Below are 15,698 nucleotides of genomic sequence, written 5' to 3'. Positions count from 1 at the left end.
AGCCTGCCGGCCTGCCGCCACACACGGCATGGTCGGTAATAATTTTGGCATTCTTCAACTTTTTGCGCTGCGGGCGGTTCACAGTGCATCCCCGCCAATGTTATTGAGCTGTGTCATCGCAACGCGTCGCGCGCCGCCTTAGGCTCGGAAGCGTCGACGAACATTCGTGCGGAGAGCCGTCCATCCATGCCCGCCGGTCCGATGCCCCGCCTGCTCCGCGCCTTCAGCCCGCGCAGCCTGCGCGCGCGCCTGATGGGCGTGGTGCTGGCCTCGCTGGCGCTGCCGCTGGTTGGCGCGCTCTATCTCGCCGACCAGCAGCTCGACGACCATATCGGCGCCGCGCGTGAACTGGCCCTGCATCTGGCCGACGACGGGGTGCAGCGCCAGCATGACCTGATCGGCGAGGCGCGCAACCTGCTGGGTGTGCTGTCGCTGGTGCCGGCGATCCGCAACGCCACGCCGACCGACACCGACGCCTGCGTCGCCACCCTGGCGCCGATGCCGCGCCAGCACCGCTGGACCACCGGCGTCTGGCTGACCGACGCCGACGGCAACATCATCTGCGACACCACCGGCCCGGGCGCCGGCATCTCGCTGCGCGAACGCGAATATTTCCAGCGGGTCCTCGACACCAAAAGCTGGGTGGTCAGCGATTTCATCATCGGCAAGCGCTCGCTGAAGCCGCTGATCATCGTCGCCAGCCCGATCATCGAGGATGGCCGGATCGTCCGCGTGATGGGCGTCGCCGTCGACCTGACCTGGCTGACCGATCTGGTGAAGGTGCTGAAGCAGCCGGACGCCCGCGTGATGGTGCTGGACCACAACGGCGTGATCGTCGCCCGGCAGCCCGATCCGGAAGGCTGGCTGAACCGCAATGTCGGCCAGCTGCGGCATGTCCAGCAGATGCTGAAGGAGCGGGACGGCTTCCTGGATTCCGAAAGCGCTGACGGGCGCGACCGGCTGTGGGCCTTCCGCCATTCCGACGAGACCGACACGATCTTCGCCGTCGGCATGCCGACCGGCCCGATCATCGCGGAGGCGCGGCGCGACCTGTGGCAGAGCCTGGGGCTGCTGGGCATCGCGGCGCTGGTCAGCGTCACCGCGCTGTGGGTCCTGCTGCGCGCCTCCGTCCTGCGCTGGGTGTGGGAATTGGGCAGCGCGGCCACCCGGATCGGCGATGGCGGCGGCGGCACCGTGATCGAGGCGGAACGCGCCCCCCATGAATTCCGCGTCGTCTCCCACGCCTTCAACAACATGTCGCGCCGCCTGAAGCAGCGCGAGCAGGAGCTGCGCTCCGCCATGGAGGAGGCGCGGGCCGGCAGCCGCGCCAAGGAGGAATTCCTCGCCACCATGAGCCACGAGATCCGCACGCCGATGAACGGCGTGATCGGATTCGCGGAGATGCTGCTGGAAACCCCGCTGACGGCCGAGCAGCGGCGCTATGCCTCGCAGGTGCGCGATGCCGGGCGGTCGCTGCTGACCGTCATCAACGACGTGCTCGACCTGTCGAAGCTGGAGGCGGGGCGGCTCGATCTGGTCAGCGTGCCCTTCCGGCTGGACGATCTGGCCGACCGCTGCGTCGCCATCGTCCGTCTGGCCGCCGAACAGAAGGGGCTGGATCTGCAGACCAGCATTTCCGCCACCGCCCGCGGCTTCGTCATGGGCGACCCCGACCGGCTGCGCCAGATCCTGCTGAACCTGCTGAGCAACGCGGTGAAGTTCACCGACCGCGGCTCGGTCCGGCTGACGGTCAAGGCTGTCGACGACAGCGGCAGCAGCGGCAAGGGCGGCGGCGGCCGCGTCTGCACCTTCACCGTCACCGACACCGGGATCGGCATCGCGCCCGAACGGCAACGCGACCTGTTCCAGCGCTTCACCCAGCTGGAGCGCGGGCGCGGCGGCACCGGCCTGGGACTGGCCATCTGCCGCCGGCTGGTGGAGTTGATGGGCGGCGAGATCGGCATGGAAAGCCAGCCCGGCAGCGGCAGCACCTTCTGGTTCTCGCTGCCGCTGCTGCCCGCCGGCAGCGCCGCGATCCAGCGCGACGGTGCCCCCATGGCCGGAAGCGAGCCCGGCAGCCCCGGCGCCCGCATCCTGCTGGCCGAGGATCTGGCGATGAACCGCGATCTGGCGGTGACCATGCTGACCAAGGCCGGCCACCATGTCGATGCCGTGGACGACGGCGCCGCCGCGGTCGCCGCGGTGCAGGAACAGACCTACGACCTCGTGCTGATGGACGTGCAGATGCCGGTGATGGACGGGCTGGAAGCCACCCGCCGCATCCGTGCCCTGCCCGGCCCGGTGGGCCGCATTCCGATCCTGGCCCTGTCTGCCGGCGTCCTGCAGGTGGAGGTTGAGCGCTGCTTGCAGGCGGGCATGAACGCCCATCTGGCCAAGCCGCTGGAGAAGACCAAGCTGCTGGCCGCGATCGGCCGCTGGGTTCGCGTCGGGCACGCGGATCATGGATCGGCGGATGATGAACCGCCGGAGGATGGACAGGATGACTCCCCGCGTCCGCAGTTGATCGCACACAGCTGACGAGTCGGTGCTATAGTGGCAGCACCCGTCCCGGCAGGCTCGGCCGGTCTGCAGTGAAGTGTGTGCCATGAAGGTTGCGCAGCCCCCTCTCGCCCCCGTACCGGAGCGCAAGCCCGACAGTCCCCCGTCGCTGGCCGATAGCGGCGCCTTGTCCTTCCGTGACGCGCTGGTCCAGACCAATACGTCCGGCAGGCTCCAGAACGGCCAGAAGGCGCCGCCCCTGCCGGCCGCCAAGCCGCCGGCTCCGATCCTGCTGGCCGACGGCACCCAGGTTCCCTTCCCGGCGGCCAAACCGGTCACCCCCATCCGTCTGGCCGACGGCACGGCGGTGCCGCTCCCGGCCGTGAAACCGGAGGCGCCGGTCCTGCTGGCGGACGGCGAGGCCGCGGCACCGCGTGCGCCCCTGCCCGGCCTGAAGCCGGCGGTGCCGGCGGCGCAAGGCCCGACTCCAAGCTCGAAGAAGGTGGCGGAGACGGTCAGGGCGGTGAACTCCGACGATCCGACCGCCACGCGGGTGCTGGTCGCCTCGCAGCAGGTCGCCGGCCTGTCGGGCCACAACTTCACCGCGATCCTAGCCCAGGCCACCCAGGAAAGCGGCCTGGACCCCGGCGCCAAGAACAGGCACAGCTCCGCCGCCGGCCCGTTCCAGTTCCTCGAATCGACATGGCTCGACCTGTTCCGCCGCCATGGCGCCGCCTATGGCCAGGGTGAGCTGGCTTCGCACATCCAGGTCCGCAACGGCGTGTCCAGCGTCAAGGATCCGGCGATCCGCCGCCAGATCCTGGAACTGCGCCACGACGTCGACCTGTCGGCCGGCATGGCCGCCCGCTATCTGTCCGAGGGGCGGGAGGCGCTGGAGAAGCGGCTGGGCCGGCCGGCCAGCGAATCGGAAAGCCGCATGGCCTATGTTCTGGGCTCCGGCGGGGCGGCGAAGCTGATTCGCGCCGCCGAATCGAGCCCCGGCGCCGTCGCCGCCGACCTGTTGCCCAGCGCGGCGAAGGCGAATCACAACCTGTTCCACGACCGCTCCACCGGCCGCGCCCTGACCGCGGCGGAAACGGTGGGCCGCCTGACCCGCCGCATGGAGATCGACCAGCGCGAGATGTTCGCGGCAATCGGCAAGGCGCTGGAACAGCCCCGCCGCCTGGAAGAAGGCGGCGCATCGCCGCTCAACCCCTATCAGTCGGTCTGACGCGGCAGGGGTTACAGGGTATTTTCGCCACACAACGCGGGGCTGCCCCGCGCGGATGGCTGCGGCCGAACGCATCGGCGGTGGGAATCCCCCTTGACCCGGCGGCCTTGGAAGGTCAGTTATTGCCGCGAAACTTTTAGGACGGACATAAGGGCCTATGGCAAAGGAAGATCTGATCGAGTTTTCCGGGACCGTCGTCGAATTGCTTCCGAACGCGATGTTCCGGGTGAAGCTCGACAACGATCACGAGGTTCTGGCGCACACCTCCGGCAAGATGCGTAAGAACCGGATTCGCGTCCTGGCGGGCGACCGCGTCAATGTGGAAATGACGCCGTACGACCTGACCAAGGGCCGCATCACCTTCCGGTTCAAGTAGCATCCTTGCTGCATCGCGGTTCCCCGTGACGATCCCGTCCAAGGCGCCCCGGCTGGTGCTGGCTTCGGCCTCGCCCCGCCGGCTCGACCTGCTGCGCCAGATCGGCATCGTGCCCGACGCGGTCGATCCCGCCGATCTCGACGAAACGCCGTTGCGCGACGAACTCCCGCCCCAGCACGCCCTGCGTCTGGCGGCGGAGAAGGCGTCGTGCGTCGCCGCGCGCCATCCCGATTCGTGGATTCTCGCCGCCGACACCGTGGTGGCCTGCGGCCGCCGCATCCTGCCCAAGGCCGAACGGGAGGAGGAGGCGCGACGCTGCCTGTCCCTGCTGTCCGGCCGGCGGCACCGGGTGATCGGCGGCATCGTCCTGCTGATTCCAGGGACGGAAGGCCATCGCCGAATCGACCGGCTGGTCCGCACAGACGTCACCTTCAAGGTGCTCGACCGGGCGGAAACCAACGCCTACATCGCGTCCGGCGAATGGAAGGGCAAGGCCGGCGGCTATGCCATCCAGGGCCGGGCGGGGGCGCTGGTACGCTGGATCGGCGGCTCCTACAGCAACGTCGTCGGTCTGTCCCTGCACGAAGTTGCCGGCATGCTGCATGGCGCCGGCTACCCGCTTCCTCCCCCGACATCTCCTGAACAATGAGCAGGCTTGAGCTGCTGGTCGACCGCGACGGCCCGCTGACGCGGGCGGCGGTGCTGACCGACGGCCGCCTGACCGATCTGCACATCGACCATGCCGGCCGCCCGTCGCTGCTCGGCGCCATCATCCTGGGCCGGGTGGAGCGCATCGCCACCGGCCTGAACGGCGCCTTCGTCGACCTCGGGAATGGCCTGTCCGGCCTGCTGCCGGCCGCCGACGTGCGCCGCCCCGTCCTCGACGACGATTCTCCGCAACCACGCCCGAACCGGCCGGGCGCCAAGCCGGCCCCCATCGGCGCGCTGCTGCGCACAGGCCAGCCGGTGTTGGTGCAGGTGAAGGCCGACGCCGTCGGGTCGAAGGGTCCGTCGCTGACGATGGACATCACCCTGCCCGGCCGTTTCCTGGTGCACGCGCCGCTCGGCCGCGACATCGCGGTGTCGAAGCGCCTCGGCACCGGTCCGGAGCGTGCCGCGCTGGCCCGCCGCATCGAACAGCTCGCCACCGGCGCCGGCTGGATCGTGCGCGCCGGCGCCGCCCAGGTCTCCGACGATCTGCTGGCCGCCGAATCGGAAGCACTGCACCTGCAATGGCGCGCCATCCGCGACGACGCCCGCGCCGGCTCCGCCCCCCGCCTGCTGCATCCCGGCCCCGACGCTCCCACCCGCGCCCTGATCGAGCAGGGAGCCGCCGCGCCCGCCGCCATCCTGGTCGACGACCAGGCCTCGGCCGGCGGGATCAGGATGGGCGACGGGCCGCTGCTGTCGGGATTGCGCAACTGGTGCGACCGCCATGCCCCCGACCTGCTGCCGCGCCTCAGCGTCCATAAGGACGCCCATGGGGACGCCCAGCGCCTGTTCGACCTGCGCGACCTCGACTCCGCGATTGCCGAGCTTCTCGACGTCCGGGTTCCTCTGCCGCTCGGCGGTTCGCTGGTGATCGAGCGCACGGAGGCATTGACGGTGGTCGACGTGAACGCCGGGGAGCGCGGCAACCCGCTGGACGTCAACCTCGACGCCGCGGCGGAGATCGGCCGCCAGCTTCGCCTGCGCAATGTCGGCGGCATCGTGGTGGTGGATTTCGTCAACATGCGCAGCCGCGGCGATGCCGAGCGCGTGTTGGCCGCCCTGTCGCAGGCGGTGGAAAGCGACCCGGTGCAGACCCAAGTTTACGGCATGTCCAAACTGGGCCTGGTCGAACTGACCCGCGCCCGCCGCGGCACGCCATTGGCAGCCCTGCTGCGGCCCTGACCGCTGTTATCCGTTACGGAGGCCTTCCTTGTCCGATCCCCAAACCCTTGGCGCCAAGACAGGCACCAACTGCCCGATCTGCGGCCGGCCGACCGAACCGGCCACCCGCCCCTTCTGTTCCAAGCGCTGCGCCGACGTGGATCTGTCGCGCTGGCTGGGTGGCGTCTACCGCATCGAGAGCCCGGAAACCCCCGCCGCGCCCGGTGGATCCGAGCCCGATGAGGCGCTGTGAGACGGGTCTGAATTTTTTTGAATTTTCCTCTGGACAGCCCGTCCGAACCTCTCTAAAAAGCGCCCCACACGACGCGCCGCACCGACCGAAACGGTCACCCACCAAGCGGCGCCGAGATGCCCAGGTAGCTCAGTTGGTAGAGCAGGGGACTGAAAATCCCCGTGTCGGCGGTTCGACTCCGTCCCTGGGCACCATCCTCCCTTCGAAGTTCAAGGTTTGGATGGTGTGTTCCGGTCAAGCCAACTGACCTACTCTTCCCAAGTCTCTGCAAGCTCTCCCGCTGCTCTCAAAGCGGCTCGGACTCCGACCACCCCACTCTTCCGATCCCCGGCAGTTTCACTGCAAGGTCCAACGGGTCGATCCCCAATGTCAGCCCCAGCAGATTCACCTCCAGCCCCTCCTCCCACGCCAGCAGCAGGCCGGCGACGCCGAACAGGCTGATCTGCCAGCCGGTGCCGCTCGGTGCCCGCGCGAACACCCCACGCCCCAGGTAATCCTTGCCCAGCGCGGTCGATGGCAGGTCGAGCCGCAGCTCCGGTACGGCGCGGGCGACCCAGGCGGCGAAGGTGTTGCTGTTGGGGCCGGGCCAGACGCGGTACTCGCCGGCATAGGGATAGCTGGATGCTGCCTCGGCGATCTTGGGGATGGCGGCTTCGGCGGCAGGGCCGCGCAGCTCGCCCAACAGGATGGGCTGGGCGCCGAACCAGCGACCGTCGGGGTCACGGTGGCTGACGGAGACCACCGACAGGCCGCGGTAGGCGCGCCAGCCGATCACCTCATAGACCGTATAGCTGCGGGCGCCGGCCGGCTTCACCGCGAACCAGGGATGCACGCCGAAGGCGCCGCGCCAGGACAGCACGCGGGCGGCATAGACCTGGACCACCGCTTCCGGCGTCGTTGCCGCGTCGGGGGCGAGGCCGACCGGGCTGCGGTCTATGCGGCTCCAGTCGACGGCCGTCGGCACCGTTCCGGAGGCAAGCAGGAACACCGGCCCGGCCAGCAGCAGGACCAGCGTCAACAGAAATGCCAGCAGCACCCTCACGGCCCTCACGCCCTATTACCGCCGGCCTTCCATGTAGTCACTGAGAGGGCGGATTTCCGGTGACAGCGGAGGGACAGCGTAAAAGGGACGGCCGCTCAGATGCTGTAATCGCCCTGCTGCAGGCTCTGGTCCATGGTCAGCGCCGGCGCCGGCTCGTCGCGGCACCAGCCGACGACCTTGGCGGGCACGCCGGCAACGGTGGCGCACCCTGGGACATCCTTCAGCACGACGCTGCCGGCGCCGACCTTGGCATGGGCGCCGATGGTGATGTTGCCCAGCACCTTGGCCCCGGCCGACAGCAGCACGCCGTCGCGCACCTTGGGATGACGGTCGCCATGCTCCTTGCCGGTGCCGCCCAGCGTGACGTTCTGCAGGATCGACACGTCGTTGCCGATCACCGCCGTCTCGCCGATCACCACGCCGGTGCCATGGTCGATGAACACGCCGCGCCCGACCGGCACCGCCGGGTGGATGTCGACGGCGAAGGCCTCCGACACCCGGCTTTGCAGGAAATGCGCGAGGTCGTGCCGCTGGCCTTTCCACAGCCAGTTGGCGACGCGATGCCATTGCAGGGCGTGGAAGCCCTTGAAATAGAGGAAAGGCGTCAGACAGCCGTCGGCGGCCGGGTCGCGCGCCAGGATGGCGGCAAGGTCGGCGGCGGCGGCCTCGACGATGGCCGGGTCGGAGTCCATCGCGTCGCGCACCACGGCGGCCAGCCGGTCCTCCGGCATGGCGCGGTCGGCCAGCTTGCGCACCAGCAGGGCGGCCAGCGCCGGGCCGAAGCCGTCGCGCGCCAGCACCGCGTCATACAGGAAGGGGGCGAGGCCGCTTTCCTCCTCCGCCACGCGGGCGGCGTCGGCGCGCAGGCGGCGCCACAGCGACTGTTCGACCGTCTCGGCCGCCTCCCGCATCGTGACGTCCAGGCTGTCCATCGCCATCACCCTCTTCCGAAAACAAGGCTGTTACTGTGGTGAGCCGCCCCCGGTCCGGTCAAGGCCGTTGCCGTCAAGGCTGCCTCCCGTTCCGCCGTCGCCATGCGCCCGGCGGAAGGCCTGCGGCGACCGCCCCTCGCGCTTGGTGAAGAAGCGCGAGAAATAGGCCGGGTCCTCGAAGCCCAGGGCATAGCCGATCTCCGCCATGCCGTGGCTGGTGTAGATCAGCGAGCGGCGGGCCTCCAGCATCAGCCGGGCATGGACCAACTGCAGGGTCGACAGGCCGGTGACCCGGCGGCAGGCGGCATTCAGTCGGCCGGGGGTGACGCCCAGCGCGGCGGCATAGCGCTCCACCGGCCAATGCCGGCTGAACCGCTCGTCGATCATCGGCCGCAGCCGGGCGAGCAGCCGCAGATCGGGTGACAGTCCCTGCCCGTCGCGCCCGGCCTCGTCCCGCCGCCTGTCGGCCGCCAGCCGCGCGACGGCGACCAGCAGAAGCATCACCTGCGCCGAAATGACGCTGGCCCGGCCGACATGGTGGGCGCGGAACTCCCGCCTGATTTCGGCGAAACAGCGGTCGAGCGCCGCTGCCGCATCCGATCCGGCATCCAGATCCCAGGCCATCGGCAGGGCCGGCGCCTCGCGCAGTTCAACCTCCGGCGCGGCGGCCAACACACCGGCCAGGAACCCCTCCGACATGGTCAGCACATGGCCGTCGGTGCCGGGATCGAAGCGGAAGCCATGCACCACCTGCGCCGGCACGGTGATCAGCGCCGGGGCGCGGAAGGCCACCTCCACCCCGTCGGCGGTCAGCCGTCCGCCGCCGTCCGTGACCAGCAGGGCATGGCTCAGCCCGTCGTGGCGGTGGGGACGGACCTCCCAATTGTACAAGCGCATCCGCTCCGGAATCGTCTCGATGTGGACGAAGCGCAGCTCCGGCATCGCCGGCGGTTCACCGTACAGCCAATAGCGGGGAATGGGTTCGGCGCTGTGGCCAGAATGGGCAGCGTGGGCGGACATCGCACGGGCTCCGGCAGGCTTGCGATGAAAAGTACAAGTCTTTCGCCGGTTCGTCTATGTCCGGCCCTCCGCTTCCGGGAATAGCATGAGTGCAAATGATTGGATCGCACAACAATCAGCAAAAGCGCGCCTGCCCATGTCCTTCAGGAGGGCGAGAGACATGCACCCCACGAAGTCCACACGCACCCAGGTCGCCATCGTCGGCGCCGGCCCGGCCGGCCTGTTCCTGTCCCATCTGCTGCACCGCCAGGGCATCGAGTCGGTGATCCTGGAGCACCGCAGCCGCGAGGAGATCAAGGGCACCATCCGCGCCGGCGTGCTGGAGCAATGGGTGGTCGACCTGATGAACGACATGGGGTTGGGCGGGCGCATGATGCGCGAGGCCCATTTCCATTCCGGCATCACGCTGCGCTTCGACCGCCGCAGCCACCACATCGACATGGCCGAACTGACCGGCGGCAAGCGCGTCACCGTCTATGCCCAGCACGAGGTGATCCGCGACCTCGTTTCCGCCCGTCTGGAGGATGGCGGCTCCATCCTGTTCGGCGTGTCCGACGTGCAGTTCCACGACCTCGACGGCAAGGCGCCGCGCGTGCGGTTCCGCCGTGGCGCGGATGGCCCACCGGAGGAGCTGCGCTGCGACTTCGTCGCCGGCTGCGACGGCTTCCACGGGCCGAGCCGGCAGGCGATCCCCGCCGCCATGCGCACCGAATACCAGATGGTCTATCCCTTCGGCTGGCTCGGCATCCTGACCGAGGCGCCGCCGTCGCATCCCGAACTGATCTACGCCAACCACGAGCGCGGCTTCGCCCTGCTCAGCACCCGCTCGCCGGAGGTACAGCGGCTCTACATCCAGGTCGATCCCAAGGACGACATCGCCAACTGGTCCGACGACCGCATCTGGTCCGAACTGCACCGCCGGTTGGAGGACGGGAACGGCTGGACGCTGACCGAGGGGCCGGTCTTCCAGAAGGGCATCATCGCCATGCGCAGCTTCGTCTGCGACCCGATGCAGCATGGCCGGCTGTTCATCGCCGGCGACGCCGCCCACATCGTGCCGCCGACCGGCGCCAAGGGCCTGAACCTCGCGGTCGCCGATGTGGTGGTGCTGTCGCGCGCCCTGACCGCCTATTACAAATCCGGCACGACCGCGGGGCTGGACGGCTACAGCGCCACCTGCCTGCGCCGGATCTGGAAGGCGGAGCGCTTCTCCTGGTCCATGACCACCATGCTGCACCGGAACGATGCGGAGTCGCCCTTCGAGCAGCGCGTGCATCTGGCCGAGCTGGACTATCTGGTCCACTCCCGCGCCGCCATGACGGCGCTGGCGGAGAATTACGTGGGGCTGCCGATGGAGTGAGAGACTGCGAGCTTCTGGAAACGACTCTCCACCGTCATCCCCGCGAAGGCGGGGATCCAGAGTTCCCAGTGCAAGTGCTTTTAAGGTCTGGATTCCCGCCTTCGCGGGAATGACGGCCGAAGGGGGCTCGGGATTGGGTTCGATGCAAACCGGCTCAAGCCGCCGGCCGCCCCACGCCTTTACGCCTGCTTGGCGTCGATGATCCCCCGGCGCACGGCGCGGGTCTTGGTGAAGTGGTCCTGCAACTGCTGCCCCTCGCCCCAGCGGATGGCGCGCTGCAGCGCCGTCAGGTCCTCGGTGAAGCGCTGCAGGATCTCCAGCACCGCCTCGCGGTTGTTCAGGAACACGTCGCGCCACATCACCGGATCGCTGGCGGCGATCCGGGTGAAGTCGCGGAAGCCGCCGGCCGAGAACTTGATGACCTCGGACTTGGTGTCCTCCTCCAGGTCCGACGCGGTGCCGACGATGGTGTAGGCGATCAGGTGCGGCAGGTGCGAGGTGATGGCCAGCACGCGGTCATGGTGGCTGGCCTCCATGATCTCCACCGTGGAGCCGACGCGGCGCCACAGCTCCGTCACCCGCTCAAGCGCGTTGCGGTCGGCTCCGGACGGCGGGGTCAGGATGCACCAGCGGCCCTGGAACAGGGTGGCGAAGCCGGCCTCCGGTCCCGAATGCTCGGTGCCCGCCACCGGGTGGCCGGGAATCAGATGGACGCCGTCCGGCAGATGCGGCCCGACGTCGCGCAGGGTCGCCTGCTTGACCGAACCGACGTCGGTGACGATGGTCCCGCGCTGCAGAAGCGGCCCGATGGCCTCGGCCACCGCGGCATAGCTGCCGACCGGTGTCGACAGAATCACCAGATCGGCACCGGCAAGCGCCACGGCCGGATCGGTGGAGGCCTCCGCCACGATACCAAGCTCCAGCGCCTTGGCGCAGGCCCCGGCGCTGCGGTCGGTGCAGACCACCTGCCGCGCGATCCCATACTCCGCCAGCGCCCGTGCCAGGGAGGAGCCGATCAGACCGATGCCGATGATGGCGACGCGGTCGAACAGGGGGCCAGGAGCGGGAACGGTGTCGGTGATGGACATGACGCGGGGTGTCCCGAAAGCGGAGTGAACGGGCGAAAAACCGTCCCGTTTAAACCACCTCGCGCCCGCCGGACCAAGCGATACTTTGAGCGCGGCCCTCTCCTAAGCCGTCGCCCTCAGCCGTCCTTCCGCGTCATCTCCGCCCGCAGCGCTTCGGCCAGCCGCTGGAAGGTCTCCTTCCGGCCGGACGTGCGGCGCCAGGCCAGCGCGATCCGCCGCCCCGGCCGGCCGCCGGCCAGCGGGCGCACCGCCAGATCCAGCCCGCGCAGGATGCCCGAATCGACCGCCATCTGCGGCAGCAGCGTCACGCCCAGCCCGTTCGCCACCATCTGCACCAGCGTGTGCAGGCTGGTGCCCTCGAAGGCGGTGTTGTGCGGCGTGGCGTCCAGCGCGCACGCGGCCATGGCATGGTCGCGCAGGCAGTGGCCGTCCTCCAGCAGCAGCAGATCCTCCGACGGAACCGTCACCGGCTCGGCCGGATCGCCGGCGTTCAGCCGGTGGCCGGTCGGGCAGACGAAGGAGAAGCGGTCCTCCGCGATGTCCTCCGTCTCCAGATCGCCCATCGGATAGGGCAAGGCCAGCAGCGCCGCATCCAGCTTTCCGGCATTCAGCTGCTCCAGAAGCCGCGCCGTCTGATCCTCCCGCAGATAGAGACGCAGGCGCGGGAAGGCCTCGCGCAGGGCCGGCATCACGCGGGGGATCAGGAAGGGGCCGATGGTCGGAATCACTCCCAGATGCAGCGCGCCCGACATCGGATCGGCGGCCGAGCGGGTGATGTCCACCAGCTCCTCCGCCCCCTTCAGCAGTTGCCGCGCCCGCTCCGCGATCTCGCGGCCGAGCGGCGTCGGCAGGACGGAGCGGCGCGTGCGCTCCACCAGCGTGGCGCCCAGCAGATCCTCCAGCTCCTGCAAGCCGGCGCTCAGCGTCGACTGGCTGACGAGGCAGGCCTCCGCCGCCTGCCCGAAATGGCAGCGGTCGACGACGGCGACGAGATAGCGGAGCTGGCGCAGGGTGGGGAGCGGTTTCATGCCGGGTTATATAATCGGTTTTATCGATCAATCCAATTGGTATTTTCTACTTCTCTTGATAACAGATTTCCCGTATTCCTCCACGGGTCAACGGGACACGGGAACATCGCCCCCTCCCCTGGCCACAAGGCAGGCCCTCTTGTTCGACCCGGTGCGCCGCACTAAGTCGGGCAGGTCACGGCCTCCGGCCGGAGATCGAGGCGACAACCATTCATCGCATCCATCGGAGAACACAAATGTCTTTGATCAACAGCGAGATTAAGCCCTTCAAGGCGACCGCGTTCAAGAACGGCAAGTTCATCGACGTGACCGACGCCGACCTGAAGGGCAAGTGGTCGGTCGTGTTCTTCTATCCGGCCGATTTCACCTTCGTCTGCCCGACGGAGCTGGAGGATCTGGCCGACAACTACGCCGAGTTCCAGAAGCTGGGCGTCGAGATCTACAGCGTCTCGACCGACACCCACTTCTGCCACAAGGCCTGGCACGACACCTCGCCGGCCATCGGCAAGATCCAGTACACCATGATCGGCGACCCGACGCTGGCGATCAGCCGCAACTTCGAGGTCCTGATCGAGGAAGTCGGTCTGGCCGACCGCGGCACCTTCGTCGTCGATCCGGACGGCAAGATCCAGATCGTCGAGATCACCGCCGGCGGCGTCGGCCGTGACGCCAAGGAACTGCTGCGCAAGGTCAAGGCCGTCCAGTACGTCGCCGCCCACCCGGGCGAGGTCTGCCCGGCCAAGTGGCAGGAAGGCGAGAAGACCCTCGCCCCGTCGCTCGACCTCGTCGGCAAGATCTAAGGTTTCCCTGTAAAGGGAAATCCTAAGGATCGGGGGCCGGCTTCGGCCGGCTCCCACCCCGCTCCGGCGGGAATGAGCACCAGTACCCTTGATCGGCCCGTCGGTCGCTAGGGCATGTTTTTGCGGGCCGGCTTTCGAAGCCTCCCCGCCATCAGGTCCGTCATCGGTTTCCCCATCCCCGCGAAGGCAGGAACCCAGGCGCGCGTTTTGTCGCAGTCCTTTCAAAGCCTGGATCCCCGCCTGCGCGGGGAGGACGATGACATTCCGACCTCTTCACTGTTTCAAAACCAGACCGCCCGCCCGACCGGCTCTTCCGCCTAGGGCCACCATTTTCTCCGCCCGGACCGCCGCGATTACGCGCAGGCGATCCGGCCCGGACACGAAACGTTGGGAACGAAAGCCATGCTGGACGCCAATCTGAAGACGCAGTTGAAGGCCTATCTGGAGCGCATCACCAATCCGATCACGCTGGTGGCGTCGCTGGACGACGGTGCGAAGTCGCAGGAAATGCTCGGCCTGCTGGAAGACATCGCCTCGCTGTCGGACAAGATCACGCTGGACCGCAGCGGCGCCGACGAGCGCCGGCCTTCCTTCGCCATCAAGCGCGACGGCACCGACATCGGCGTCACCTTCGCCGGCCTGCCGATGGGTCACGAATTCAACTCGCTGGTCCTGGCCCTGCTGCAGGTCGGCGGCCATCCGTCCAAGGAGTCGGAGGAACTGCTGGAGCAGATCCGCAATCTTGACGGCGATTTCCGCTTCGAGACCTATTTCTCGCTGTCCTGCCAGAACTGCCCGGACGTGGTGCAGGCGCTGAACCTGATGAGCGCGCTGAACCCGCGGATCAAGCATGTCGCCATCGACGGCGCGCTGTTCCAGCAGGAGGTCGAGCAGCGGCAGGTGATGGCGGTTCCCACCGTCTTCCTGAACGGCGAGCCCTTCGCCCAGGGCCGCATGGACGTGGCGCAGATCGTCGCCAAGCTCGACACCGGCGCCGTCGCCCGCGCCGCCGAGAAGATCAAGGCCAAGGCCCCGTTCGAGGTGCTGGTGATCGGCGGCGGCCCCGCCGGCGCCGCGGCGGCCATCTACGCCGCCCGCAAGGGCATCCGCACCGGCGTGGCGGCCGAGCGGTTCGGCGGTCAGGTGCTCGACACCATGGCGATCGAGAACTTCATCTCGGTCTCGCACACCGAGGGACCGAAGCTGGCCGCGGCGCTGGAGCAGCACGTCAAGGACTATGAGGTCGACGTGATGAACCTGCAGACCGCCACCGCCCTGGTGCCGGCCGCGCAGGAAGGCGGGCTGATCGAGGTGAAGCTGGCCAGCGGCGCCTCGCTGAAGTCCCGCACGGTGGTGCTGTCGACCGGCGCCCGCTGGCGCTCGATGAATGTTCCGGGCGAGGCGGAATACCGCAACAAGGGCGTCGCCTATTGCCCGCACTGCGACGGCCCGCTGTTCAAGGGCAAGCGCGTGGCGGTGATCGGCGGCGGCAATTCCGGTGTGGAAGCGGCCATCGACCTCGCCGGCATCGTCTCGCACGTCACGCTGATCGAGTTCGACAGCCAGCTGCGCGCCGACGCGGTGCTGCAGCGCAAGCTGCACAGCCTGCCCAACGTCACCGTTCTCCTGTCGGCCCAGACCACCGAGGTGCATGGCGACGGCAACAAGGTCGTCGGCCTGTCCTACAAGGACCGGAACGGCGGCGAACTGAAGCGGGTCGATCTGGAAGGCATCTTCGTGCAGATCGGTCTGGTGCCGAACACCGAATGGCTGAAGGGCACGCTGGCGCTGACCCCGCGCGGCGAGATCGAGGTGGACAACCGCGGCCAGACCTCGCTGCCCGGCGTGTTCGCCGCCGGCGACGCGACGACGGTGCCCTTCAAGCAGATCGTCATCGCCATGGGTGAAGGGGCCAAAGCGGCGCTCGCCGCCTTCGACCACCTGATCCGCACGGTCCCGGCCGAGGAACCCGTACGCGAGACCATCGCGGCGGAGTAATAACTGAAAGAGCCGGGGCGATGCGTCGCCCCGGCTCTTGATGTATGCTGGCGCTTCCCCCTGACCGTCATTCCCGCGAAGGCGGGAATCCAGCCTTTACAAGCCCTTACAGGGGAAGCTCTGGATCCCCGCCTCCGCGGGGATGACGGGAGGCAGCTTTGATTCCAGAGACTTGGCGTCGCGTGGTGATCTGCAAACG

The 15,698-nt window shown here is 68.6% G+C and carries 14 protein-coding genes and 1 tRNA gene; 10 read left to right on the top strand and 5 right to left on the bottom strand.

Annotation, left to right across the window (positions count from 1 at the left end):
* Positions 1 to 186 precede the first annotated feature (186 nt).
* The 7 genes from PWS46_RS24000 (at position 187) to PWS46_RS23970 (ending at position 6,425) form a co-directional block, all read left to right on the top strand.
* The gene (locus tag PWS46_RS24000) at positions 187 to 2,538 is read left to right on the top strand and encodes an ATP-binding protein (RefSeq protein WP_434624099.1); all 2,352 of its coding nucleotides are present in this window, start codon (positions 187 to 189) and stop codon (positions 2,536 to 2,538) included.
* Positions 2,539 to 2,605: 67 nt separating this feature from the next.
* On the top strand, positions 2,606 to 3,730 hold the full coding sequence (locus tag PWS46_RS23995; protein WP_434624097.1) for a lytic transglycosylase domain-containing protein: 1,125 nt from the start codon (positions 2,606 to 2,608) through the stop codon (positions 3,728 to 3,730).
* 157 nt (positions 3,731 to 3,887) lie between these two features.
* Positions 3,888 to 4,106, top strand: coding sequence for a translation initiation factor IF-1 (infA, locus tag PWS46_RS23990; RefSeq protein ID WP_012977999.1), 219 nt, complete (start codon positions 3,888 to 3,890; stop codon positions 4,104 to 4,106).
* 25 nt (positions 4,107 to 4,131) lie between these two features.
* Positions 4,132 to 4,755 (top strand): Maf family protein, encoded by a 624-nt coding sequence (locus PWS46_RS23985; protein ID WP_434624095.1) that lies wholly within the window; start codon positions 4,132 to 4,134, stop codon positions 4,753 to 4,755.
* Positions 4,752 to 5,999, top strand: a complete 1,248-nt coding sequence (locus PWS46_RS23980) for a ribonuclease E/G (protein ID WP_434624093.1) — start codon at positions 4,752 to 4,754, stop codon at positions 5,997 to 5,999. The genes PWS46_RS23985 and PWS46_RS23980 overlap by 4 nt, the downstream gene beginning before the upstream one ends.
* 28 nt (positions 6,000 to 6,027) lie before the next feature.
* Positions 6,028 to 6,231 (top strand): DNA gyrase inhibitor YacG, encoded by a 204-nt coding sequence (locus tag PWS46_RS23975; RefSeq protein WP_434624091.1) that lies wholly within the window; start codon positions 6,028 to 6,030, stop codon positions 6,229 to 6,231.
* Positions 6,232 to 6,349: 118 nt separating this feature from the next.
* Positions 6,350 to 6,425, top strand: a tRNA-Phe gene (locus tag PWS46_RS23970).
* Positions 6,426 to 6,517: 92 nt separating this feature from the next.
* Here PWS46_RS23970 and PWS46_RS23965 read toward each other — a convergent pair.
* The 3 genes from PWS46_RS23965 to PWS46_RS23955 form a co-directional block, all read right to left on the bottom strand.
* Positions 6,518 to 7,267: a DUF3750 domain-containing protein gene (locus PWS46_RS23965; RefSeq protein ID WP_434624089.1), complete on the bottom strand. Its 750-nt coding sequence runs from the start codon at positions 7,265 to 7,267 to the stop codon at positions 6,518 to 6,520.
* Positions 7,268 to 7,368: 101 nt separating this feature from the next.
* On the bottom strand, positions 7,369 to 8,211 hold the full coding sequence (gene cysE / locus PWS46_RS23960; RefSeq protein ID WP_434624087.1) for a serine O-acetyltransferase: 843 nt from the start codon (positions 8,209 to 8,211) through the stop codon (positions 7,369 to 7,371).
* Positions 8,212 to 8,235: 24 nt separating this feature from the next.
* On the bottom strand, positions 8,236 to 9,225 hold the full coding sequence (locus PWS46_RS23955) for a helix-turn-helix domain-containing protein (protein ID WP_434624085.1): 990 nt from the start codon (positions 9,223 to 9,225) through the stop codon (positions 8,236 to 8,238).
* 160 nt (positions 9,226 to 9,385) lie between these two features.
* Between PWS46_RS23955 and pobA the strand changes: the two genes are divergently transcribed.
* Positions 9,386 to 10,585, top strand: coding sequence for a 4-hydroxybenzoate 3-monooxygenase (pobA, locus tag PWS46_RS23950; RefSeq protein ID WP_434624083.1), 1,200 nt, complete (start codon positions 9,386 to 9,388; stop codon positions 10,583 to 10,585).
* 179 nt (positions 10,586 to 10,764) lie between these two features.
* Here the strand turns inward: pobA and PWS46_RS23945 are convergent, their stop codons facing one another.
* Positions 10,765 to 11,673 carry a prephenate/arogenate dehydrogenase family protein gene (locus PWS46_RS23945; RefSeq protein ID WP_434624081.1) on the bottom strand — a complete coding sequence of 303 codons (909 nt, stop codon included), beginning with the start codon at positions 11,671 to 11,673 and terminating at the stop codon, positions 10,765 to 10,767.
* Between the two features lie 116 nt (positions 11,674 to 11,789).
* Entirely contained in the window at positions 11,790 to 12,701 is a 912-nt protein-coding gene (locus PWS46_RS23940; RefSeq protein ID WP_434624080.1) for a hydrogen peroxide-inducible genes activator, read from the bottom strand.
* A gap of 236 nt (positions 12,702 to 12,937) precedes the next feature.
* Between PWS46_RS23940 and ahpC the strand changes: the two genes are divergently transcribed.
* Entirely contained in the window at positions 12,938 to 13,501 is a 564-nt protein-coding gene (gene ahpC, locus PWS46_RS23935) for an alkyl hydroperoxide reductase subunit C (RefSeq protein WP_434624078.1), read from the top strand.
* A gap of 402 nt (positions 13,502 to 13,903) precedes the next feature.
* Positions 13,904 to 15,499 carry an alkyl hydroperoxide reductase subunit F gene (gene ahpF / locus PWS46_RS23930; RefSeq protein WP_434624076.1) on the top strand — a complete coding sequence of 532 codons (1,596 nt, stop codon included), beginning with the start codon at positions 13,904 to 13,906 and terminating at the stop codon, positions 15,497 to 15,499.
* The last annotated feature ends 199 nt before the right edge of the window (positions 15,500 to 15,698 follow it).

Source organism: Azospirillum sp. B2RO_4 (assembly GCF_051124815.1).
In the GTDB taxonomy this organism is placed as follows: domain Bacteria; phylum Pseudomonadota; class Alphaproteobacteria; order Azospirillales; family Azospirillaceae; genus Azospirillum.
Note: the sequence above shows the minus strand (reverse complement) of the source record. Positions and strands in the feature narration are given on the sequence as shown.